At 54.1% G+C, this 23,148-nt stretch carries 19 protein-coding genes and 3 pseudogenes; 9 read left to right on the top strand and 13 right to left on the bottom strand.

The features are described from left to right. Positions 1-3 precede the first annotated feature (3 nt). The 4 genes from K7R23_RS01920 to serB form a co-directional block, all read right to left on the bottom strand. A complete protein-coding gene (locus tag K7R23_RS01920) occupies positions 4-903 on the bottom strand; it encodes a LysR family transcriptional regulator (protein ID WP_012908762.1) in 900 nt (299 codons plus the stop codon). Further along, positions 896-2,131, bottom strand: a complete 1,236-nt coding sequence (gene nadR / locus K7R23_RS01925; RefSeq protein ID WP_012908761.1) for a multifunctional transcriptional regulator/nicotinamide-nucleotide adenylyltransferase/ribosylnicotinamide kinase NadR — start codon at positions 2,129-2,131, stop codon at positions 896-898. The genes K7R23_RS01920 and nadR overlap by 8 nt, the downstream gene beginning before the upstream one ends. Before the next feature lie 219 nt (positions 2,132-2,350). Next, positions 2,351-3,733 (bottom strand): DNA repair protein RadA, encoded by a 1,383-nt coding sequence (radA, locus tag K7R23_RS01930; protein ID WP_012908760.1) that lies wholly within the window; start codon positions 3,731-3,733, stop codon positions 2,351-2,353. 74 nt (positions 3,734-3,807) lie between these two features. Then, a complete protein-coding gene (serB, locus tag K7R23_RS01935) occupies positions 3,808-4,776 on the bottom strand; it encodes a phosphoserine phosphatase (protein ID WP_012908759.1) in 969 nt (322 codons plus the stop codon). 117 nt (positions 4,777-4,893) lie between these two features. Between serB and K7R23_RS01940 the strand changes: the two genes are divergently transcribed. From K7R23_RS01940 to K7R23_RS01950, 3 genes are all read left to right on the top strand, one after another. Continuing rightward, positions 4,894-5,538 carry a YtjB family periplasmic protein gene (locus K7R23_RS01940; protein WP_012908758.1) on the top strand — a complete coding sequence of 215 codons (645 nt, stop codon included), beginning with the start codon at positions 4,894-4,896 and terminating at the stop codon, positions 5,536-5,538. A gap of 20 nt (positions 5,539-5,558) precedes the next feature. Further along, positions 5,559-6,575 carry a lipoate--protein ligase gene (gene lplA, locus K7R23_RS01945; RefSeq protein ID WP_012908757.1) on the top strand — a complete coding sequence of 339 codons (1,017 nt, stop codon included), beginning with the start codon at positions 5,559-5,561 and terminating at the stop codon, positions 6,573-6,575. Positions 6,576-6,765: 190 nt separating this feature from the next. Then, on the top strand, positions 6,766-7,455 hold the full coding sequence (locus K7R23_RS01950; RefSeq protein WP_012908756.1) for a DUF1120 domain-containing protein: 690 nt from the start codon (positions 6,766-6,768) through the stop codon (positions 7,453-7,455). A 71-nt stretch (positions 7,456-7,526) separates the two neighbouring features. On the opposite strand, the gene deoD is transcribed toward K7R23_RS01950, so the two are convergent. From deoD to deoC, 4 genes are all read right to left on the bottom strand, one after another. Then, positions 7,527-8,246 carry a purine-nucleoside phosphorylase gene (gene deoD, locus K7R23_RS01955; RefSeq protein ID WP_012908755.1) on the bottom strand — a complete coding sequence of 240 codons (720 nt, stop codon included), beginning with the start codon at positions 8,244-8,246 and terminating at the stop codon, positions 7,527-7,529. Positions 8,247-8,348: 102 nt separating this feature from the next. Beyond that, entirely contained in the window at positions 8,349-9,572 is a 1,224-nt protein-coding gene (deoB, locus tag K7R23_RS01960) for a phosphopentomutase (protein ID WP_012908754.1), read from the bottom strand. Positions 9,573-9,623: 51 nt separating this feature from the next. Further along, positions 9,624-10,946, bottom strand: coding sequence for a thymidine phosphorylase (gene deoA / locus K7R23_RS01965; RefSeq protein WP_012908753.1), 1,323 nt, complete (start codon positions 10,944-10,946; stop codon positions 9,624-9,626). A gap of 156 nt (positions 10,947-11,102) precedes the next feature. Next, on the bottom strand, positions 11,103-11,882 hold the full coding sequence (gene deoC, locus K7R23_RS01970) for a deoxyribose-phosphate aldolase (RefSeq protein ID WP_012908752.1): 780 nt from the start codon (positions 11,880-11,882) through the stop codon (positions 11,103-11,105). A 261-nt stretch (positions 11,883-12,143) separates the two neighbouring features. Between deoC and K7R23_RS01975 the strand changes: the two genes are divergently transcribed. After that, positions 12,144-13,694 carry a YjjI family glycine radical enzyme gene (locus tag K7R23_RS01975; protein ID WP_012908751.1) on the top strand — a complete coding sequence of 517 codons (1,551 nt, stop codon included), beginning with the start codon at positions 12,144-12,146 and terminating at the stop codon, positions 13,692-13,694. Next, entirely contained in the window at positions 13,666-14,529 is an 864-nt protein-coding gene (locus K7R23_RS01980) for a YjjW family glycine radical enzyme activase (RefSeq protein ID WP_012908750.1), read from the top strand. The genes K7R23_RS01975 and K7R23_RS01980 overlap by 29 nt, the downstream gene beginning before the upstream one ends. Positions 14,530-14,560: 31 nt before the next feature. Here the strand turns inward: K7R23_RS01980 and K7R23_RS01985 are convergent, their stop codons facing one another. The 5 genes from K7R23_RS01985 to prfC all read right to left on the bottom strand — a co-directional run bounded on the left by K7R23_RS01985 (position 14,561) and on the right by prfC (position 19,430). Continuing rightward, positions 14,561-15,337, bottom strand: coding sequence for a metal-dependent hydrolase (locus K7R23_RS01985; RefSeq protein WP_012908749.1), 777 nt, complete (start codon positions 15,335-15,337; stop codon positions 14,561-14,563). Next, entirely contained in the window at positions 15,334-16,407 is a 1,074-nt protein-coding gene (locus K7R23_RS01990; protein WP_012908748.1) for a patatin-like phospholipase family protein, read from the bottom strand. Before K7R23_RS01990 ends, K7R23_RS01985 begins: the two co-directional genes overlap by 4 nt. Positions 16,408-16,530: 123 nt before the next feature. Beyond that, the gene (locus K7R23_RS01995; protein ID WP_000490275.1) at positions 16,531-16,692 is read right to left on the bottom strand and encodes a DUF1328 domain-containing protein; all 162 of its coding nucleotides are present in this window, start codon (positions 16,690-16,692) and stop codon (positions 16,531-16,533) included. A gap of 127 nt (positions 16,693-16,819) precedes the next feature. Beyond that, positions 16,820-17,437: a molecular chaperone OsmY gene (gene osmY / locus K7R23_RS02000; protein ID WP_012908747.1), complete on the bottom strand. Its 618-nt coding sequence runs from the start codon at positions 17,435-17,437 to the stop codon at positions 16,820-16,822. Positions 17,438-17,843: 406 nt separating this feature from the next. After that, entirely contained in the window at positions 17,844-19,430 is a 1,587-nt protein-coding gene (prfC, locus tag K7R23_RS02005) for a peptide chain release factor 3 (RefSeq protein WP_012908745.1), read from the bottom strand. Positions 19,431-19,638: 208 nt separating this feature from the next. On the opposite strand from prfC, the pseudogene K7R23_RS02010 reads away from it, so the two are divergent. The 4 genes and pseudogenes from K7R23_RS02010 to K7R23_RS02025 all read left to right on the top strand — a co-directional run bounded on the left by K7R23_RS02010 (position 19,639) and on the right by K7R23_RS02025 (position 22,998). Next, positions 19,639-20,844, top strand: a pseudogene (locus tag K7R23_RS02010) (IS3 family transposase). Between the two features lie 98 nt (positions 20,845-20,942). After that, positions 20,943-21,577, top strand: a pseudogene (locus K7R23_RS02015) (SAM-dependent methyltransferase). 318 nt (positions 21,578-21,895) lie between these two features. Next, positions 21,896-22,549 carry an EspJ family T3SS effector ADP-ribosyltransferase gene (locus K7R23_RS02020; RefSeq protein WP_012908744.1) on the top strand — a complete coding sequence of 218 codons (654 nt, stop codon included), beginning with the start codon at positions 21,896-21,898 and terminating at the stop codon, positions 22,547-22,549. Between the two features lie 131 nt (positions 22,550-22,680). Next, positions 22,681-22,998, top strand: a pseudogene (locus K7R23_RS02025) (YkgJ family cysteine cluster protein). Positions 22,999-23,148 lie beyond the last annotated feature (150 nt).

A 23,148-nucleotide genomic window follows, 5' to 3' on the forward strand; every position in this document is an offset into this window, starting at 1 on the left:
GCGTTATCTTCCCGCGTAAAAATGCCTGAGCTCGTCAGAGTGCAGGGCAAATTCGATGTAGCTCATCAGCGCGGGGGAATTGAGTTTACGGCTGGGATAGACCAGCCAGAGATCGTTTCCCGCCACCGTCCATTCCGCCAGCACCTGCGTCAGTTCGCCTTTTTCCACGCGATCTTCCAGCATAAACGCTGGCAGCAGGGTGATCCCGGCCCCGGCAATCGCGCTCTCGCGGGCATAGACCAGGTTATCCGTCAGATGCACGCGGTCGGGCACGTGCTGGTAATCTTCGTCGCCGCGGTGAAATACCCACTCCGTCCACGCTTTGTGGGTTATGCACTGATGCTCCGGCAACTGCCGGGGATGGCGCAGCGGCGCATAGCGGGAAAGATAGTCCGGTGACGCCAGCAGATAGCGCGGACAATGGCCTATCATCCGGCCAATCAGCGTCGAATCCTGCGGCCTGCCGGTACGCAACGCGACGTCGAACCCGCTGTCGACCAGATCCAGCATCTCATCGGAAATCGACACCTCAAGATTCACGTCAGGGTAGCGCTGCTGAAAGCGGGCGTTCAGGCGCGCCAGCAGCGTGGCGCCGATGCCTGCTGGCGAGGTGATGCGCAACCGTCCGCTCGGATTGTCGCGCAGCCGCTGAAGCGCATACTCCGCGCGCTCGCTGGCGGCGAGGATCTCCCGACAGTGCACCAGATAATGTTCGCCCGCGTAGGTAAGATTGAGTTTACGGGTAGTACGGTTGATAAGCCGGATGCCAACCTGCTGTTCAAGCTGGCTGATGCGCTGGCTGACGCTCGATTTCGGCAGCCCCGCCTTCTGCGCCGCCGCGGTAAAGCTGCCGTTTTCAGCCACCAGAGCGAACAGCGCCATATCCTGTAAATGCTTAAACACCCTGCTCGCCCATCATCTCTTTCACCAGCTCGACGCAGCGCAGGAAGCGTCCGTCGTAATCCGCCTCCTCAACGTGGACAAAGTCGATGTTGTTTTTGCGCAACATCTCCACCAGCAGCGTCTGAAACTCTTTGCGATCCACTGAACTGCCGAGACTGCGCAGACCGTCAGCTACCCACGGGGTATTGTTTTCCAGCAGGATCACCAGATCAAAGCGGTACTCATCAATCAGCGCCTGCACAAAGGGGTGCTCACGCCCTTCGTACTTTTTGCAGAATGCCTGGGTGGTGACAAAATCGGTGTCGATAAACGCCACTTTATTGGCGTACTTAACGGCAAAATCGATGTACTGAGCGTGACCGAGCGCGATTTTATCGTAGTCGGAATACTGGAGCGCCATCTCATCGCCGCCAAGGTGCGAAAAGACATAATCGCGCCCGTACTCCCACGCGCTGGTGGTATTGAAAATGTTCGCCAGCTTGTTAACCAGCGTTGACTTGCCGCTCGACTCGCCGCCGAGCACCGCCACGGTGCGCACGAAAAACGGCTTCACTTCCGTGGGAATGTACTCCCAGTAGCGGAACGGGTTTTCACGGATCTGCGCCCCGCTGATGTTCATAAAGGTGCGTCTGGGATCGATAAGCACCGTTTCAATCCCCAGGTGCTCCAGATACTGCGGCGCGTCGGCCTCTTCAGAGGTGTAGATCCAGTTGGGCTGAATACCCTTCTCGGCCATAAACGTTTTGATGCCGTTGCTCCAGACATCCCAGCCGTGGGGATACGGCTCCATTCCCTCTTCGTTGAAGGCGTGGATGCGGATATTTTTCTGGTATTTAAAGGTTTGCAACAGCCAGCGCAGACGATCCGGCACCGTGGGCTGCTGGGACATGGCGCTGTCTTCAAACAGCTCGCGGTCACGGGTATCGTCGTAACCCATGATGATATGCAGCTCGTCCACCTGGCTACAGGCGCGCTGAATCAGATAAATGTGCCCGGTATGCAGCGGATAGAACTTGCCGAACACCACGCCGATGTTTTTCTGCTGGCGGGGAAATTCCAGACCGAGAAAGCGGTGCAGCGCTTCCAGCTTCTGCGCGCTGGGGCTTTTGATTTTGGCGTTGAGAAGCTGGCTGAGATACCCTTTGGTCATGCCGCTGGCGTCCGCCACTTGTTGCAGGGTACAGCCTTTCTGCTTGATGGCGGTTTTGAGATAGTCGAACGATGACACAAGAGCCTCCTGCTGAAAAAACTTGCCGGAATGGGCGCCCGGCATTCTCTTTGATCGCGGCTTATTGCCTGATGGCGCTACGCTTATCAGGCCTACAGAACATTGCCTGCTGGCGCTGCGCTTATCCGGCCTACGGAACATTCACTTATCGGACCTACAGTCATTGTAGGCCGGATAAGACGCCTCGCGTCGCCATCCGGCGATGCAAGGGTAGCGTAATTATAAATCGTCAAACACGCCTAAGGCGTCAGAAAGTTTTTTAACGCCGAACACCTGCATCCCTTCCGGTGGTTTTTTCGGCACGTTCGCGGCGGGCACGATCGCCCGGCGGAAGCCGTGTTTTGCCGCCTCAGAGATGCGCTCCTGCCCGCTCGGCACCGGGCGGATCTCCCCCGCCAGTCCCACTTCGCCAAACACTACCAGATCCTGCGGCAAAGGCCGGTCGCGCAGGCTCGAAACCATCGCTAACAGCAGGGCCAGGTCGGCGCTGGTTTCGGTGACCTTGACGCCACCCACCACGTTGACAAACACATCCTGATCCGCCATTTGCAGACCGCCGTGGCGGTGCAATACCGCCAGCAGAATCGCCAGCCGGTTCTGCTCCAGCCCCACCGCCACGCGACGCGGGTTCGCCATCATTGAGTGATCGACCAGCGCCTGAATCTCCACCAACAGCGGGCGCGTGCCTTCCCAGACCACCATCACCGAGCTGCCAGAGGTAATCTCATCGCCCCGGCTCAGGAAGATCGCCGACGGATTGCTCACTTCGCGCAGCCCCTGTTCGGTCATCGCGAAAACGCCCAGCTCATTCACCGCGCCAAAACGGTTCTTATGGCTGCGCAGCGTGCGGAAGCGGGAGTCGGCGTCGCCGTCAAGCAGCACCGAGCAGTCGATACAGTGTTCCAGCACTTTCGGCCCGGCCAGCGAACCATCTTTCGTAACGTGGCCAACCATCACGATCGCCACGCCGCGCGTTTTGGCAAAGCGCGTCAGGTAGGCGGCGGTTTCGCGTACCTGCGCCACGCTGCCCGGCGAGGACTGAATATCCGCCATATGCATCACCTGAATGGAGTCGATCACCATCAGCTTCGGCTGTTCCTCTTCGGCAATCAGGCAAATCTGCTCAATGCTGGTTTCCGACAGCATATTGAGGTTGCCGGTCGGTAAGCCGAGACGATGCGCGCGCATCGCCACCTGCTGTAACGACTCCTCGCCGGTGACGTACAGGGTTTTCATCTTCTCGGCGAGCTTGCACAGCGTTTGCAGCAGCAGGGTTGATTTCCCGGCCCCCGGGTTACCGCCAATCAGAATCGCGCTGCCGGGAACTACGCCGCCGCCCAGCACACGGTCAAACTCTTTAAAGCCCGTCGAAAAACGCGGCAGTTCCTCAAGGCTGATCTCCGAGAGCTTCTGCACTTTCGCCACGCCTGCGCTACCGGCGTAACCGCTGAGCCGCTCGTTACGCGCCACCGTCGGCGATGCGGCAAGACGCACCTCGGTGATGGTGTTCCAGGCGTGGCAGGAGCTGCACTGCCCCTGCCAGCGAGGATAGTCCGCCCCGCATTCATTACATACAAAGGCGCGTTTTGGAGCTTTTGCCACGGTTTACCTCGTTATCTCTGTGCTGCCTGCGCGCCGGATGGCGGCTACGCCTTATCCGGCCTACAGGATGCAAACTACTTCTGATTCATGCTGCCGGAGAGAATGCAGAACACCCCCATCAGGTCAGCGTGACGGATGGTAATTTCCGTCTTTTCATTCACTTTTGGCTTGGCATGATAGGCAATGCCCAGCCCTGCGGTTTTGATCATCGGCAGATCGTTAGCGCCATCGCCAATCGCCACCGTCTGCGCCATCGGGACCTCATACTCCTGCGCCAGCCGGATCAGGGTATTGGCTTTATATTCCGCATCGACGATATCCCCCGTCACATTGCCGGTAAATTTCCCGTCGATAATCTCCAGTTCGTTCGCCACCACGGCGCTCAGGCGCAGCGTTTCGCGCAGGTATTCGGCAAAGAAGGTGAAACCGCCGGAGGCGATAGCGACCTTCCAGCCCAGCGTCTCCAGCTTCAGCACCAGCTGCGTCAGGCCCGGCATCAGCGGCAGCGTTTCGCGCACCTGGTGCAGGATAGCGGCATCAGCGCCTTTCAGCGTCGCCACGCGGCTGCGCAGGCTGGCGGTAAAGTCCAGTTCGCCGCGCATCGCGCGTTCGGTCACTTCCGCCACCTGCTCGCCGGTTCCGGCCAGCTTCGCGATCTCATCAATACACTCAATCTGAATGGCGGTAGAGTCCATGTCCATCACCAGCAGGCCCGGCGTGCGCAGATGCGGGATTTTACCGAGCGGCGCGACGTCCAGCTGCGCCTCATGCGCCAGCCGGGTAGCGCGCGCAGTCAGCGAACCGGCCAGACGGATCACCTGATAGTCCTCCACGCACCAGGCCGCGACGATCACCATCGCCGCGCCCAGTTTACTCTGATACCGGGTCAGACGCTGTTTATCCAGCCCGCGACCGTACAGTAGCCAGCCGCTACGTCCTGCGTGGTAATCCAGTGGCATCACCTCGTCACCACTTAAAGAGAGGGGCAAACCTGGCCATAAAGAGACATCTTCAGGCAAATCGCACCAGGTAATGTTAGGCATTAAAGCTCCTGTAAAATCGTTCGGGCCGGGAAGGTTCCTGGGGAAAATAACGCATGAGGCTACCTTGTAACCATCGCTTCTGGCAACATTAAGCCTCAAATTTTCAGCAGGTGGAATATGGCTCGCGCAAAACTGAAATTCCGGCTTCATCGTGCAGTGATTGTATTGTTCTGTCTCGCGCTGCTTGTCGCGCTGATGCAGGGTGCCTCCTGGTTCAGTCAAAACCATCAGCGGCAGCGTAATCCGCAGCTTGAAGAGCTGGCCCGCACGCTGGCGCGTCAGGTGACGCTGAACGTCGCGCCGCTGATGCGTAGCGAAACGCCGGACGAAAAGCGCATCCAGAACCTGTTGCAGCAGTTGACCAGTGAAAGCCGCGTTCTCGACGCCAGCGTTTATGATGAACAGGGCGATATGATTGCCCGCGCGGGGGAAAGCGTGGAGGTTCGCGATCGCCTGGCGCTGGACGGTAAAAAAGCCGGCGGCTACTTCAATCAGCAGATCGTTGAACCTGTGCAGGGGAAAAACGGCCCGCTGGGCTATCTGCGCCTGACTCTCGATACGCATACTTTAGCCACCGAGGCGAAGCAGGTGGATAATACCACCAATATTCTTCGTCTGATGCTGCTGCTTTCGCTGGCTATCGGCGTGGTGCTGACCCGCACGCTGTTACAGGGTAAACGCACCCGCTGGCAGCAATCGCCCTTCCTGCTTACCGCCAGCAAATCGGTGCCAGAAGAGGAAGAAAGCGATAAAAAAGAATAAGTTATTAAAAGGAAATCATTATGTCTACGCTTCGCCTGTTAATCTCTGACTCCCGGGACCCGTGGTTTAACCTGGCGGTGGAAGAGTGTATTTTCCGCCAGATGCCCGCCACGCAGCGCGTGCTGTTTCTGTGGCGCAACGCCGATACCGTGGTCATTGGCCGGGCGCAAAACCCGTGGAAAGAGTGCAATACCCGCCGCATGGAAGAGGATAACGTGCGGCTGGCGCGTCGCAGCAGCGGCGGCGGCGCGGTGTTCCACGATCTCGGCAACACCTGCTTTACCTTTATGGCCGGCAAACCGGAATATGATAAAACCGTTTCCACCGCCATCGTCCTGAACGCGCTTAACGCGCTGGGCGTCACTGCCGAAGCCTCCGGTCGCAACGATCTGGTGGTCAAAACGGCGGACGGCGATCGTAAAGTCTCCGGGTCGGCCTACCGCGAAACCAAAGACCGCGGTTTCCATCACGGCACGCTGCTGCTGAATGCCGATCTCAGCCGTCTGGCGAACTATCTGAATCCGGATAAAAAGAAACTAGCCGCCAAAGGGATCACCTCCGTTCGCTCACGCGTGGCGAATCTCATCGAACTGCTGCCGGGCGTTACCCATGAGCAGGTCTGCGCGGCGGTGACGGAGGCTTTTTTCAGCCACTACGGCGAACGCGTTGCGGCGGAAGTGATTTCGCCGGACAAAACGCCGGATCTGCCGAACTTTGCCGAGACGTTTGCCCGCCAGAGCAGTTGGGAGTGGAACTTCGGCCAGGCGCCGGCTTTTTCGCATCTGCTGGACGAGCGCTTCAGTTGGGGCGGCGTGGAGTTACATTTTGACGTCGAGAAAGGCCATATCACCCGCGCGCAGGTCTTTACCGACAGCCTCAACCCGGCGCCGTTAGAAGCGCTGGCCGGTCGTTTGCAGGGCTGTCTTTACCGTGCGGATATGCTGCAACAGACGTGCGACGCGCTGCTGGCTGACTTCCCGGAACAGGAAACTGAGCTGCGGGAACTGTCTGACTGGATTGCACGCGAAGTAAAATAATGTCAGATAACAATAAGTTGAGGTTAATTTATAGTTAACTACAATATTATTTATATTTACGATCTTTAGAAAAATTACATTTTAATTGTAAATATAATTAATAGACAGCATTGCGCATTGTATTAGAAGATTCTGAGCGAAAGGGAATCACTCACTATGGTTTTATTCACTTCAATGTTAAGGATTAAACATGAAGAAAATTATACTTGCCGCTTCTATTACTATCGCAATGTCCGCCGCAGCACACGCAGCAGATAACGCAGTGTTAAAGGTCACAGGCGTTCTGACCAACTCTGCGTGTATCCCCTCTTTAAGCGGTGGCGGCGTTGCGGATTTTGGTTCTTTCTCCGTTGGCGGATTGTCAGCGACTGAGACGAATCAACTCGGCAATAAGGATCTTTCGTTCTCCATTTCCTGCGTAGCGCCGACAAAAGTAGCCTGGACTGTTGTCGATAATATGGCTGATTCTAAAGAGAATATCGTTGTCGAAAATACGGACTGGAGCGGTTCTGGTTCAGTGTGGAGCAGTAATAGCCTTTTTGGCGCCGGAAAAACCCTGGCGGGGGTGAAACTGGGCGCTTATGCCGTCACGGTGCAGGCGAGTAACGTGACCGTTAACGGCGAAACAGCCGCGATGATTTCAGGCTCCGACGCAACAGGAACGTATTCATGGGGTAAGGTTGTGGGCGACAGCGCTCCCATCCGCAATGACGGCGTGTCTTATACTATTGCCGAGGGCTCAACCACCACGCCTGCGAGCTTTACTAACGCTGTCTTTCCGCTACGCGTCGCGCTGGCCGTCCAGGACACAACGACTCTTGCCATAACCGACGATACCGCCATTAATGGTCAGGCGACGATAAGCCTGGTGTATTTATAAGATTACCCGTCCCATTGACATATTAAAAAGAGTGTAGTGATGGCTACACTCTTTTTTTCGGACCGCGTTACTTACTCTTTATCGCCCAGCAGAACGGATTCCAGCGCGATTTTGATCATGTCGTTGAAGGTCGTCTGACGTTCAGCCGCCGTGGTCTGCTCGTGGGTACGGATATGATCAGAGACGGTGCAGATGGTCAGCGCTTTAGCGCCAAATTCCGCCGCCACGCCGTAGATACCCGCCGCTTCCATTTCCACGCCGAGGATGCCGTATTTTTCCATCACGTCGAACATTTCGCCGTCCGGCGAGTAGAACAGATCCGCGGAGAACAGGTTGCCCACGCGCGCCTCAACGCCCAGCGCTTTCGCCGCGTCAACCGCGTTACGCACCATATCGAAGTCGGCAATCGCCGCAAAGTCATGATCTTTAAAACGGATACGGTTCACTTTGGAGTCGGTGCAGGCGCCCATGCCGATCACCACATCACGCAGTTTGACGTCGTTACGCACCGCGCCGCAGGAGCCGACGCGAATAATTTTTTTCACGCCGAAATCAGTGATCAGCTCTTTGGTATAGATGGAGCAGGACGGGATCCCCATGCCGTGGCCCATCACGGAAATTTTGCGGCCTTTGTAGGTGCCGGTAAAGCCTAACATGCCGCGCACGTTATTCACTTCACGTACGTCTTCGAGGAAAGTTTCTGCAATGTGTTTTGCGCGCAGCGGGTCGCCAGGCATCAATACGACGTCAGCGAAATCACCCATTTCTGCGTTAATGTGAGGAGTTGCCATCTTTAGTTCCTTTTACATTGTTATTTTTGCCGGGTGGCGGCTGCGCCTGACCCGGCCTACAAACCGTAGGCCCGGCAAGCGTAGCGCCGCCGGGCGAAGCTATCAGAACATCGCCTTGCCATATTCCATATCAGACGTGCCAAAGTATTTTGCAATCGTCTGGCCGATGTCCGCGAAGGTTTCACGGTGACCGAGCGAGCCCGGTTTCACTTTCGGACCGTAGATCAGCACCGGAATGTGTTCACGGGTGTGATCGGTGCCGGTCCAGGTCGGGTCGCAGCCGTGGTCGGCGGTGAGGATCAGAATGTCATCTTCACCCACCAGCGCCATCAGTTCCGGCAGACGGCGATCGAACAGTTCGAGGCCCGCTGCGTAACCGGCGACGTCGCGACGGTGGCCCCAGGAGGAGTCAAAGTCGACGAAGTTGGTGAAGACAATAGTCTTGTCGCCCGCCGCTTTCATCTCTTTAACCGTGGCGTCGAACAGCGCATCCAGCCCGGTGGCTTTCACTTTTTTGGTGATGCCGCAGTTGGCGTAGATATCAGCGATTTTACCGACGGAAACCACCTGGCCGCCTTTCTCGTCAACCAGCTTTTGCAGCACGGTCGGCGCTGGCGGTTCAACGGCCAGGTCATGACGGTTACCGGTACGCTGGAAATTACCCGCTTTGTCGCCGATAAACGGACGAGCGATAACGCGACCAATGTTGTAACCGCCTTCGGTCAGCTCTTCGCGGGCGATTTCGCACAGCTCGTACAGTCTGTCGAGGCCAAAGGTCTCTTCATGACAGGCAATCTGAAAGACAGAGTCCGCGGAGGTGTAGAAAATCGGCTTACCGGTTTTCATATGCTCTTCGCCAAGCTTATCGAGAATCACCGTACCGGAGGAGTGGCAGTTGCCGAGGTAGCCCGGCAGATTCGCGCGTTTTACCAGCTTATCCAGCAGCGCCTGCGGGAAGCTGTTCTCCTGGTCGCTGAAATAGCCCCAGTCGAACAGCACCGGCACGCCGGCGATTTCCCAGTGGCCTGACGGGGTATCTTTGCCGGAAGAGAGCTCATGCGCCCAGGCGTAAGCGCCCACTACTTCCGCGTTGCCGTCCATACCGGCGGCGATCTTACCGGTAGAACCTTCATGCGCTTTAACCAGCCCCAGGCGGGTCAGGTTCGGTAAATTCAGCGGCCCTTTGCGGCCATTATCCGCTTCGCCTTTAGCACAAGCTTCTGCGATATGCCCCAGGGTATCGGCGCCCACATCGCCAAAGCGATCGGCATCTTCCGTTGCGCCAATACCAAAGGAGTCCAGCACCATAATAAATGCACGTTTCATATTGTTCTCCATACATCTGCGCTGTAAAAAAGCGATCAGATCAGTATACCGCTATTCGGTAATACGACGATAGACCGTTGGCGTAATTTCAGGCGCTTTATCGTCAAGAGTAATTGCCGCTTTCACCGCCTGCGCCGCATCCTGCCAGCAGGCTTCATCTTTGGCGTGGATGACCGCCAGCGGACGCTGTCCGTCAACGCCGTCGCCCAGGCGAACCATATCGGTAAAGCCGACGCTGTAATCAATGCTATCGGACGCCTGGCGACGCCCGCCGCCCATTGACACTACCGCCATGCCCAGCGCACGGGTATCCATCGCCGACACAAAGCCTTCGGTATCGGCATAGACCGCTTTGCTGAGCATCGCCGACGGCAGATATTTCGCGTAATTTTCCACTAAGTCGGTCGGCCCTTTCTGCGCGGCGACCATCCGGCCAAACACCTCAGCCGCTTTGCCGTTGTCCAGCACCGCCTGCAGCTTCGCGCGCGCTTCGGCATCGTCTTTCGCCAGCTGGCCGGAGATGAGCATCTCAACGCACAGCGCCATCGTGACGTCAAACAGGCGCGGGTTACGATATTCGCCGGTCAGGAACTGCACCGCCTCGCGCACTTCCACCGCGTTACCGGCACTGGAGGCCAGCACCTGATTCATGTCGGTAAGCAGCGCGGTCGTACGGACACCCGCGCCGTTCGCCACGCCGACAATCGCTTCGGCAAGCGCTGCAGAAAGTTCATACGTCGGCATAAACGCGCCGCTGCCAACTTTCACGTCCATCACCAGCGCATCCAGCCCTTCGGCCAGCTTTTTCGCCAGTATGGAAGCGGTAATCAGCGGTATGGAGTCCACCGTCGCGGTAATATCGCGGGTGGCATAAAAACGTTTGTCCGCCGGGGCGAGCGAACTGGTCTGCCCGATAATCGCTACGCCCACCTCTTTAATAATGTCGCGGAAACGGTTGTCGTCCGGGAAGATATCGAAGCCCGGAATGGCTTCCAGTTTGTCGAGCGTACCGCCGGTATGACCGAGGCCGCGACCGGAGATCATCGGCACATAGCCGCCGCAGGCCGCGACCATCGGCCCCAGCATCAGCGATGTTACATCGCCCACCCCGCCGGTGGAGTGTTTATCAACGATTGGGCCGTTCAGTTGCAGACTCTTCCAGTCCAGGACGGTGCCTGAATCCCGCATTGCCATCGTCAGCGATACGCGCTCCGGCATGGTCATATCGTGGAAGAAGATGGTCATCGCCAGGGCGGCAATCTGACCTTCCGAAACGGTATTGTCACGAATGCCGTTGATAAAGAAGCGGATCTCTTCATCACTCAGCGCATGACCATCACGTTTTTTACGAATAATTTCTTGTGCGAGAAACACAGTACCTCCTGGAGAAAAGAGTGTAAGCCTTCCGTAGGCCTGATAAGCGAAGCGCCATCAGGCATTTGCCGGGTAAGCGTAGCGCCAGCCACCCGGCGAACCGGAACAACGCCGGATGGCGGCTACGCCTTATCCGGCCTACAGCGAACAATGCTATTAGTAGCTGCTTGCGCTCTTACCGTCGCCGTGGCCCAGTACTTTCAACAGGCTCGCCAGCAGGCTGGAGGCGCCAAAGCGGTAATGACGGGAATCCGCCCACTGTTCGCCGAACAGCTCGTCCGCGATGGCGAGGAATTTCTGCGCGTCCTCCGCCGTACGTACGCCGCCCGCCGGTTTGAAGCCAACGGTTTTTTCCACGCCCATATCGCGAATCACTTCCATCATGATGCGCGCGCTTTCCGGCGTGGCGTTTACCGGCACTTTACCGGTCGAGGTTTTAATAAAGTCCGCACCGGCCCTGATAGCGATTTCCGACGCTTTACGAATCAGCGCGTCTTCTTTCAGTTCGCCAGTTTCAATAATCACCTTAAGCAGGACGTTGGCCGCAGCGCAGGCGTCTTTACAGGCTTTCACCAGATCGAAGCCCACCTGCTCGTTGCCGGCAATCAGCGCGCGGTACGGGAACACCACGTCAACTTCATCCGCGCCGTAAGCAATCGCCGCGCGGGTTTCCGCCAGCGCAATCTCAATATCGTCATTACCGTGCGGGAAGTTAGTGACCGTGGCGATACGGATCTCGGGGGTGCCCTGCTCTTTCAGCGTCTTACGCGCGATCGGGATAAAGCGCGGGTAGATACAGATTGCTGCCGTATTGCCCACCGGGGTTTTCGCCTGATGACACAGTGCAATCACTTTTTCATTGGTGTCGTCGTCATTCAGGGTCGTCAGATCCATCAGCTTCAGGGCGCGCAGGCTGCTTGCAGTTAAATCGGTCATAACATTCTCCAACGGCATCGCCGTATAAAATTCTTACCGTGCGGGTCTGTTAGTATTCTAACATCCACCCGCGATTACACTTCGATATGCATCACAGTTAATGAAAACCTGGTACAAATTTGCATTACCGTAATGCGATCAACTTCAAATAAATTTCTTTTTCTGGCATGTACTTCTGCCCGCAGGCGCATCAGGATCAAAAGCCATAAACCCGCTTATTCCTACAATGTCCGCACGCTTTCCGGCATATAAGGAATCCCGATGTCCACGTCAAACGAAACCGCGCTGCAACAACGCTGCCAGCAAATCGTCACCAGTTCGGTGCTCAGCCCGGCGCAAAAACGCCATTTTCTGGCGCTGGAGGCCGAGAACAATCTGCCTTATCCTGAACTGCCCGCCGGGGCGCGCCAGGCGCTGGACGACGGGGTAATCTGCGATATGTTTGAAGGTCATGCGCCGTTCAAACCGCGCTATGTGTTGCCCGATTACGCCCGTTTTCTGCGCAACGGCTCCGCGTGGCTGGAGCTGGAAGGCGCGCAGGATCTCGACGATGCGCTCTCGCTACTGACCATTCTCTACTACCATGTGCCGTCCGTGACCTCAATGCCGGTCTACCTCGGTCAGCTTGATGCGCTGTTGCAGCCTTATGTTAAAATTCTAACACAAGATGAGATTGATAGCCGAATAAAACGTTTCTGGCGCTATCTCGACAGAACCCTGCCGGACGCGTTTATGCATGCCAATATCGGCCCCGCCGATGGCCCTGTCACCCGCGCCATTTTACGCGCCGATGCCGATCTGAAGCAGGTTGCGCCAAACCTGACCTTTATCTACGACCCGCAGATCACGCCGGACGACCTGCTGCTGACGGTGGCGAAAAATATCTGTGAATGCAGCAAGCCGCATATTTCCAACGGCCCGGTAAATGATAAAATTTTCACAAAAGGCGGTTATGGCGTGGTGAGTTGCTACAACTCCCTGCCGCTCGCTGGCGGCGGCAGCACGCTGGTGCGTCTGAACCTGAAAGCCGTTGCGGAGCGCAGCAGCTCTGTCGAAGACTTCTTCGCCAACGTACTTCCCCACTACTGCCGACAGCAGATCGCCGTTATTGATGCGCGATGTGAGTTCCTCTATGAAAAATCACATTTCTTTGAGCATAGCTTCCTCGTTCAGGAAGGACTGATCGACCCTCAACGTTTTGTGCCGATGTTTGGGATGTATGGGCTGGCGGAGGCGGTAAATCTGCTGTGCGAAAAAGCGGACATGAGCGCGCGCTACGGGAAAGCGCAGGCGGCGAATGAGCTGGCCTGGCGCATCAGCGCCCAGCTCGCGGATTTTGTTGAAAACACGCCGGTGAAATATGGCTGGAAGCAGCGGGCGATGCTGCACGCCCAGTCGGGGATCAGTTCGGATATCGGCACCACGCCGGGCGCGCGCCTGCCCTACGGCGACGAACCGGACCCGGTAACCCATCTGCAAACCGTCGCGCCGCATCATGCGCATTACCCTTCCGGGATCAGCGACATTCTGACGCTTGATGAAACCATCAAGCGCAATCCTCAGGCGCTGGTGCAGCTGTGCCTCGGCGCATTTAAGGCCGGAATGCGTGAATTTACCGCCAACGTCAGCGGCAACGACCTGGTGCGCGTGACCGGCTACATGGTGCGCCTGTCGGATCTGCAAAAGTATCGCGCCGACGGTTCCCGCACCAACACCACCTGGCTTGGCGAGGAGGCGGCGCGTAATACGCGTATTCTGGAACGACAACCGCGTGTGGTAAGTCATGAGCAGCAGATGCGCTTTAGTCAGTAAAATCCTCCCCTTTTCCTGCGTCGACGGGCCAGGCAGTCGCCTGGTCCTGTTTTTACAGGGCTGCAATCTGCGCTGTAAAAACTGCCACAACCCGTGGACCATCGGACGCTGCAACCACTGCGCGGAGTGCGTCGCGCAGTGTCCGCATCAGGCGCTGAGTTTCAGCGCCGGGAAGGTGTCATGGCGGGCCGATCGCTGCCAGCAGTGCGACACCTGCCTGCGGATGTGCCCGCAGCAGGCGACGCCAATGGCGCAGAGCATGCGCGTTGACGAGGTGCTGCACCAGATCCGTCAGGCCGCGCCGTTTATTGAAGGCATTACCGTCAGCGGCGGCGAAGCCACCACCCAGCTGCCGTTTATTGTGGACCTGTTCGCCGCCATCAAAGCCGATCCGCAGTTAACGTCGCTGAGCTGCCTGGTCGACAGCAACGGACTGCTGAACGAAACCGGCTGGCAGAAATTGCTGCCGGTGTGTGATGGCGTGATGCTCGATCTGAAAGCCTGGAGCAGCGAGTATCACCAGCGGCTGACCGGACGGGACAACGCGCAGATTAAGCGCAGTATTCTGTGGCTGGCAGCGCGTCAAAAGCTGGCGGAGCTGCGGCTGTTGGTTATTCCGGGGCAGGTCGATTATCTGCAACATATTGATGCGTTAGCCGCGTTCATCCGGCAAACTGGCGACGTCGCGGTGAGGCTGAACGCCTTTCACCCCCACGGCGCGTACGGTGAAGCCAGCGGGTGGGTAAGCGCGACGCCAGAAGAGGTGGAACAGCTGGCCGATGCGCTGCGGGAGCGTGGGGTGAAGAAAGTGATCTTTCCGGCGTTATATCTGTGACATGCCGGATGGCGGCGATGCCTTATCCGGCCTACACATCAAACAACGCCGTGGTATTGCGGTACAGCGTGTCGGCGATCTCCTGCGCGGGTTCCCGGCGCAGTTCACATAATGAGTCAAACACGCGGGCGGCCTGTTCCGGGCGGTTAGGCTGGCCCTGAAAACCGTTGAGCGGCATATCCGGCGCGTCGGTTTCCAGCAGCAGCGCCGACAGCGGCAACCGCGCCATTACGTCACGGGTTTTGCTGGCGCGCGGATAGGTGATCGTCCCGCCTACGCCAATTTTGTAGCCCAGTTGCACAAAACGCTCAGCCTGTTGCAGACTTCCGGCAAAGCCGTGAACCACGCCGGTACGCGGCAAATCCTGACGCTTCAGGTGCATCGCCAGCTTGTCATGGGTGCGGCGGGAATGGAGGATCACCGGCAGATCGTAGCGTTTTGCCAGCTTCAGCTGCGCCTCGAGGATCTGCTCTTGCCTGGCAAACTGCGGATCGTCGCGATAGAGATCCAGACCGATCTCCCCGACGGCCACCACCTTTGCCGGACGATCGTCCAGTACCTGCTGTAAGCGATCCAGGCACTCACCGGTATGCTGTTCAATAACGATGGGATGTAGCCCCAGCGCGGCATACAGCGGCGCGAACTGCTCCGCCAGCCTTACTACCCGCGCAAAATGGGCCGCTTCTGTCGCCGGCACCACGATCTTTTCAACGCCCGCCTGCGCCGCCCGCTGCAGGCAGGCCTGCTCATCGCCGGTAAAAGGCGGAAAATCAAAGTGGCAGTGGGTATCAATAAAACGTCGGCTCATGCCAGATCCTCATCGCTGAACAGGGTATCGTTGGCCTGCGGCGCTGCGGACACCGTCGCCACATGGGGATCGTTAGCCACCGGCGCGGGAGGCACCACTACCGGCGTCGGCGTGACAACCTGCGGAAGATGCCGCAGCAGCGGCGGCTCGTCCGCCAGCATTTTTCCTGCCGTCGCGAGGAAATATCGGCCGCACAGCCGCCCCATCTTGTAATCTTCCCGCAGGGCCGGCACCCGGCTGCCCAGCGCCATACTTTTTAGCGGCTTCGGCGGATAAATTTCAAAAATGCGCACTTTGCCCGGCGGTTTTTCAATAAAGCGCTGGATTTCCGTATAGCTCGTTTCGTGATGCTGCACCAGATTGACCAGCGAACGCAGGCTGCTCTCGCTAAGCCAGCGCTCCATACGTTTGAACCATTGCGGGGTGTAATACATTTGCGACGGTACGGTGCGGATCACCACCACCGTTTGCGCCCCCTGTCTCACCGCTTCGCGAACCGGGATCGCATCGCTGATGCCACCGTCCAGATAGCTGATGCCGTCCAGCGATACGCCGGTGCGATAAAATCCCGGAATCGCGCTCGTGGCGCGAATAATATCGAGCCAGTTCTGCTTCGTCGGCGAAAAATAGCCCGGCGTGTAGTCATCGCCACGGCAGGCGCACATATAGAAATGTTTGCCGCTGTCGAACAGGCGCGCCGCGGTATCCATCTGCAAAGGCATCTGGCTGGCGGTCGCCTCGACCAGCCAGTCAAGATCGATAAGATTGCCGCCGCGCACAAAGCGTACCGGGTCAAAAAACTCGCGTCGGGTGGTATAGCGCATGATCACTTTGCGCCCATAGCCGGGCTGGTTGCAGAGGTAGGCGGAAAGATTCTGCGCGCCCGCAGAGGTGCCGTAGAAAAGCTCAAAAGGATTAAACTTCGCGCGCATAAATTCATCCAGCACGCCTGCGGTGAAGATGCCGCGCTGTCCGCCGCCTTCGCAGACCAGCGCCAGGCGGCCCGGTTTGAACTTCCTTAATGACAACGGCGCAATATTGCCAAGCGTGACGGGTATACGCTGCCCCACCTCTGCCTTCCTGTTTTTTTATTTATAAGAGTGCCAAAGTAACGCAATTTCACGCCCGCTGAAACCGAAAAAGCCAGTCCTTTGGACTGGCTTCGTTGCAATTTAGCGTTACGTTTTTACGCACTAGGGTCGTTTACGGCCCATAAACAGGCTGACAAGGAACAGGATGATACCGACGACGAACACAATTTTCGCCGCGCCCGCAGCCGTACCTGCCAGTCCACCAAAACCCAGAGCGGCGGCAATTAACGCGATAACCAGAAATATAATGCCCCAACGAAACATAGCCCTCTCCTTTACCATAGTTAATGTCGACCGCTTGTCATGAGCGCTCAGGCGACTCATTCGCGATATTTATAGTGTGGTGCCCAAAACGCCTCCCGACAAATGTCAGGAGGACGAATACGAAAAATTACTTAGCTTTCAGATCGTTTTTAACGCTCTTCACGCCGTCTACCGCTTTCGCGATGCTTTCAGCGCGATCGATTTGCGCCTGAGAATCTACGGTGCCGGAAAGCTGAACCACGCCGTCAGTGGTTTCTACTTTCACTTTACGGGAAGGGACAATGTCATCCGCCAGCAGTTTAGCTTTGATTTCGCTGGTAGTTGCCGTGTCGCCGGCATAGCCTTTCACCGAGCTTTCTTTGCCGTCGCGGACGTGCAGTTTATCGCTCACCGAGGTTACGCCTTCCACGCCTTTCGCTACCTTCACGGCTTCTTCAGCCTGCGCCTGGCTTTCCACGAAGCCGCTCAGCGTCACCACTTTCTGGTCGGTTTTGACAGAAATATCGGTGCTCTTAATGTTTTCATGATCCACCAGTGCCGCTTTGACTTTTGCGGTAATGGCGCTGTCATCCATGAAATCACCGACTTTATTCATAGAGCTATCGACTTTTTGCCCTGCGCTTTCGGCGCCGGCTTGCGCTTTGTCCGTGGTCGAGTTTTCTGCGTACGCAGAACCCGTTGCCACAGCAGAGGTCAGCATGACGGCCAGCAGAGTTTTAGAAATCTTCAGTCTTGTCATAGTCATCGATTTGTTCCTGTATGGTTTGCTCATAATCAGAGCTCCGGCAACACGAGGTTGCATTGCTGAATGGGGCGAAAAAATAGCGCCCAGTTCAGAAGTCAATGGCAGTCGTCACAATCAGAGAGTGTTAACGAAGCACCGCCTTAAGCCCTTCTGCATCAGTTATTAATATCGTTACAACAATAAACATCAGCGTTAAGCACTTGCATTCACGCATTGAACGGTATTTAAAGCCGGTGTTTATGTCATCACTTTGTTAAATATAGATCACAATTTCGAAATCGCCTGACGAAGTGAACAAAAAACAAGCAGACATAAGCAAAACAGAGGGATTTAAGAACATTCCGCAAGAGGCTAATAAGACAGGGAAAGTGGCAGGACGCAGCGGACGCCGCGCCCTGCGGGACGATTAGTGCTCGCGCGTTTTGCGGAACTGAACGTCAGGGTAACGTTCTTGCGTCAGATTGAGGTTGACCATCGTCGGCGCGATATAGGTGAGATTGTCGCCGCCATCCAGCGCCAGCTGAACTTCGTTCTTGCGCTTGAACTCTTCGAATTTCTTCGCGTCGGCGCATTCCACCCAACGTGCGGTCGCCACGTTGACCGACTCGTAGATGGCCTCAACGTTGTACTCGCTCTTCAGGCGGGCCACCACCACATCAAACTGCAGAACGCCCACCGCGCCCACGATCAGATCGTTATTGGCGATAGGCCGGAACACCTGTACCGCCCCCTCTTCAGAAAGCTGTACCAGCCCTTTCAGCAGCTGCTTCTGCTTTAACGGGTCCTTCAGGCGGATACGACGGAACAGCTCCGGCGCGAAGTTCGGAATGCCGGTGAACTTCATCATTTCACCCTGCGTAAAGGTGTCGCCAATCTGAATGGTGCCGTGGTTGTGCAGACCGAGAATATCGCCGGGATAAGCCTCTTCGACGTGGGAACGGTCGCCGGCCATAAAGGTCAGCGCGTCGGAGATCACTACATCTTTACCGATGCGCACCTGACGCATTTTCATGCCTTTCTCATACTTGCCGGAGACGACGCGCATAAAGGCCACGCGGTCGCGGTGTTTCGGATCCATGTTGGCCTGAATCTTAAACACGAAGCCGGTGAACTTCTCTTCTTTGGCTTCCACCGTGCGGGTGTCTGTTTGACGCGGCATTGGCGCAGGCGCCCACTCCACCAGACCGTCGAGCATATGATCGACGCCAAAGTTACCCAGCGCCGTACCGAAGAAGACCGGAGTAATTTCGCCCGCGAGGAACAACTCTTTATCAAACTCATTGGACGCCCCCTGCACCAGCTCCAGCTCATCGCGCAGCTGCTGCGCCAGATCTTCGCCGACGGCGACGTCAAGATCCGGGTTGTTCAGGCCTTTAACAATACGCACTTCCTGAATCGTGTGGCCCTTACCGGTCTGATACAGGTAAGTTTCGTCTTTATAAAGGTGATAAACGCCCTTAAACAGCTTGCCGCAGCCGATAGGCCAGGTGATCGGCGCACAGCCGATCTTCAGCTCGTTCTCCACTTCATCCAGCAGCTCCATCGGATCGCGGATATCGCGGTCAAGTTTGTTCATAAAGGTCAGGATCGGCGTATCGCGCAGACGGGTAACTTCCATCAGCTTACGGGTACGATCCTCGACGCCTTTCGCGGCGTCAATGACCATCAGGCAGCAGTCCACCGCGGTCAGCGTACGGTAGGTATCTTCCGAGAAGTCTTCGTGACCCGGGGTGTCCAGCAGGTTCACCAGGCAGTCATGATACGGAAACTGCATCACTGAGGTGGTAATGGAGATACCACGCTGCTTTTCCATTTCCATCCAGTCGGATTTCGCGTGCTGGCTGGAACCGCGGCCTTTGACCGTACCGGCGGTCTGAATAGCCTGTCCGAACAGCAGCACCTTCTCGGTGATGGTGGTTTTACCGGCATCCGGGTGAGAAATAATGGCAAAGGTTCTTCTTTTCGCTACTTCTGCAGCCAAAAGGCTTGTCATAATTTTTGTCTCTTTGATTATGTACAATCATATGTACAAAGAAAAATTCATGCCGCTGATTGTACATTTTGGAGGTATCAGAGCATAGCAGAACATGATCAGTAGGTGTATTTGTAGTGAGCCGCTCCCCTAAAACACCAGACCTTGGATGTATCTTAAAATAAAAAATAAATTTGGATATATGTCTAACACTAGTTCTAATTTTGAGATGACCGGAATTTTGCTGGGCAGAAGCTCCATAAGCGTAAAACACCTCAGGAAAAAATCGCCATTATTCAGCAGACAATGGAACCCGGCATGATAGTGTCCCATGTTGCTCGTTTGCATGGTATTCAGTCCAGCCTATTGTTTAATGGAAAAAACAATATCAGGAAGGAAGTCTCACTGCTGTTGCTGCTTGTGAGGATGCCGTTCCTGCTTCAGAGCTGGCAGATACTATAAAACAGATAAAAGAGTTACAGCGCTTGCTGGGTAAGAAAACAATAGAAGTTGAGATCTTTAAAGAAGCAGTGGAGTACGGTCTGTCGCGAAAATGGATAGCGCATACGCCCTTGTTGCCGACGGACAAGGAATAACCCTGGTAAGCCGTATTCTGGGAGTGTCGCGTGCGTAGATGGTACAAAGGATGAAAACGTCTGGTAATAAGTCAGATAAACATCGCCACAGACGTGATGAGGCTGCGGATGCCGAAGTGTTATCACGCATCCTCGATATCATCAGCAGTATGCCGACATATGGCTATCGTCGTGTCTGAACCATACTCAGACGTCATTCCCGCAACGAAGGAGTGCCGTTTGTGAATGCAAAGCGCGTTTACCAAATAATGAGCGAAAATAACCTGTTGTTGTTACATAACAAACCTTCACGGCCGCAGCGGGAACATAAAGGTCGGATATCGCTGAAGGAAAGCGACTAGCGTTGGTATTCCGATGGCTTCGGGTTCGGTTGTGATGATGGCGAAAAACTACGGGTTACGTTCGCATTGGACTGTTGCGATAGTGAAGCCATAGACCGAGCAGCAAGCACGGGAGGTTATGACAAAGCTACGGTGCAGGATGTCATGTTAGGTGCTGTAGAAAAACGCTTTGGAGATAAGGTACCGGAACAGGCTATCCAGTAGCTGAAAGATAACAGTTCGGCCTATATGGCTCATGAAACACGGCAGTTCGCCAGAGAGTTGAATCTGGAGCCCTGCACAACAGCAGTCAGTAGCTTCCAAAGTAATGGCATGGCAGAAAAGTTCGTGAAAACGATGACGGAAGACTACATCGCGTTCATATCCAAACCGAATGTAAGAACGGCATTGCATAACCTTGCAGTGGCGATCGAACATTACAATGAGAACCATTCGCATAGTGCGCTGAGTTATCTCTCACCGAGGGAATATCGGCGTCAGCGGGTAACGTTAACTTAAGATACAACGGCTGTCTGGATATAGCAGGTCAAGGACAGCGCCTACTGCCATCCATGATAGCCTTATACCAGTGAATTTTAATTATCATTAACAAAATTATGAAAAACAAGATTTCTGATAGCACAAAAGTATATAAACCAATTACATTGAAACTATACGACTGATGGGTGTTAGGTGTTTCTAACCGTTTCGCATGGAGATGTGAAAACAGCCCCCCCCACTTCCGCACTACATGCAACATGTAAGACAAAGACATCTTGATATAGGTATTAGGGTTTTATCTTCCTGTAATTCTGGATGAGTACAGTATTTCACTCCTGGAGTTGAATGAAGCCAGCCTTGATTCAGCCTCTAAACGAGCAGGAAGTAAGCGAATCACGAAAACAATTCAACATGATGTTCTTCCATCTTTTCCAGAAACGCTGCATCATCAGTATGATTCTTTTTGCATTGCCTAGCAGGCGTATGGAGCAGAAAAGCCCTGTTATTAAAAAATGCTGCAGAGGCTCTAACTGACGATGGTGTGTTATTTGGGGCTATGATCCTTAGAAAAGCAGTCCAACATAATTTGTTTGCTCGTAAATTAATGCACATATATAATAACAAAGGGAGCTTTTCTAACACACCAGATCCTGAAGAAAGCTTAGCAAAAATTCTCTCTGAACTTTTCAACACTATTAATATTAAAACCGAGGGGGTTGTTGCTTTGTTCTCTGCCACAAATAAGAAGTAAGCTCACAAGCATCTTGCAAAATAAATATATAGAAGTTATGAATGAAGCCTCCCCTCATTCATAACTCATGAATGGCATGAACAGAAAGTAAGGGCAAAAAATCATTGTCTCAGTTTTGTCCCACCGTCTCATAGTGAATGATAACTATACCAACATAAATTAATAATAATTATCTATAAACATCATAATGAAATCATTTTTAATTAACAATAAAATATAATAGCAATTCAAAAATACCTGATAACCACTAGACAAGTTGTTATAAACATGATAATAATCACTTTCAATATCTACCAATATGGCGACAAGGAGTTTATCATGCCAATTATAAGGTCCTGTTTATCATCAGTGAACAACATATTAAAAAACGAAAAAACATCATACTCCTTAATAAAAACAGAACAAACAGGAAAACTGTTAAATAGAAACATTTCTCCTGCAAATACCCCTGCAAAGTTATTATCATTCAGAAATGCTGATTTAACAAAAGAAAAATACATTACAGATAAAGTGTTATCCATATTTAATATAAAACGCAATTTCGTTGCTGTAAGAGTTCAAGACAATCAATTCACTGATTTAAAAAATAAAACAATTCAAGGGCATAAAGGTACCGTTGCACAAGTTATTGACTGGTATAACTCACGTCAAAATGCTTTTGGTATCACTACGGGTATACCAAGACGCTCTGCTGATATAGCAAAGGAAGAATCCAGAAACGCTCTAAATTTCATGATAATGGAAAAGGATACATTCAATGAAAAGATACTCAACAGCGATGCCAACTTACAAAAAAAATACAGCAAAACAGAAAACAGTAGCTGGGTTGTAACCTCAATTGGTGAACTTCTTGATAAAGGTGCAAAGGTATACCCTGACATATCATGCTCTTTAAGATTGGGCGAGCCATTCATCATTACACTTCCAGAATCAGTCAGACTGGATGTTGACATATACCCATTTAAAAAATAATCTTAAATATACTTAGATATAATAAGGTGGCATAATTCAATGTATTCACATAAATCACACCATTACCCGCACCTCGGTCTGCATACAACGTACCGCAGTTTCTATTCGAGTTATAGCTGGACTGGTTAATTGTGAGCAATCAGAATCTATGCATGACGTGTGGTGCATGTTGTGCATTTTTTCGTGTCTCCTTTTACTGGGCTGAAACTGATAATGCATGCTGAAACGTCCCAGTCAGTCTCACTAAGAAAATATCCCCTATGCAGGGCACTAACCAGTAAAGATCCCGGATGTGTTGCTCTGGTTGCCCCCCCGGTAAAAATGCATATTGCTCCGTTTACAAAAAACGCCCATCTACATGCAGGGAATTCGCAATGCCTGGTGAAAGCGGTCTGAAAAATGAAGCATGTAACCGTGCACGCGCCAGATATGGGTTACCCGTACTCTGAATGAGGGAACAGCAATAATGAGAGCAACATCACTTCCTGTGACGTTTTAGTATGGCATGGCTTGCATGCTAACTATTATAATTATATTAAATTCCTGAACACATTACACAGGACTGCCTATATCCATGTAGTTCCCATTTTATAACATCT

This window comes from Citrobacter rodentium NBRC 105723 = DSM 16636 (assembly GCF_021278985.1).
GTDB classification, from domain to species: domain Bacteria; phylum Pseudomonadota; class Gammaproteobacteria; order Enterobacterales; family Enterobacteriaceae; genus Citrobacter_A; species Citrobacter_A rodentium.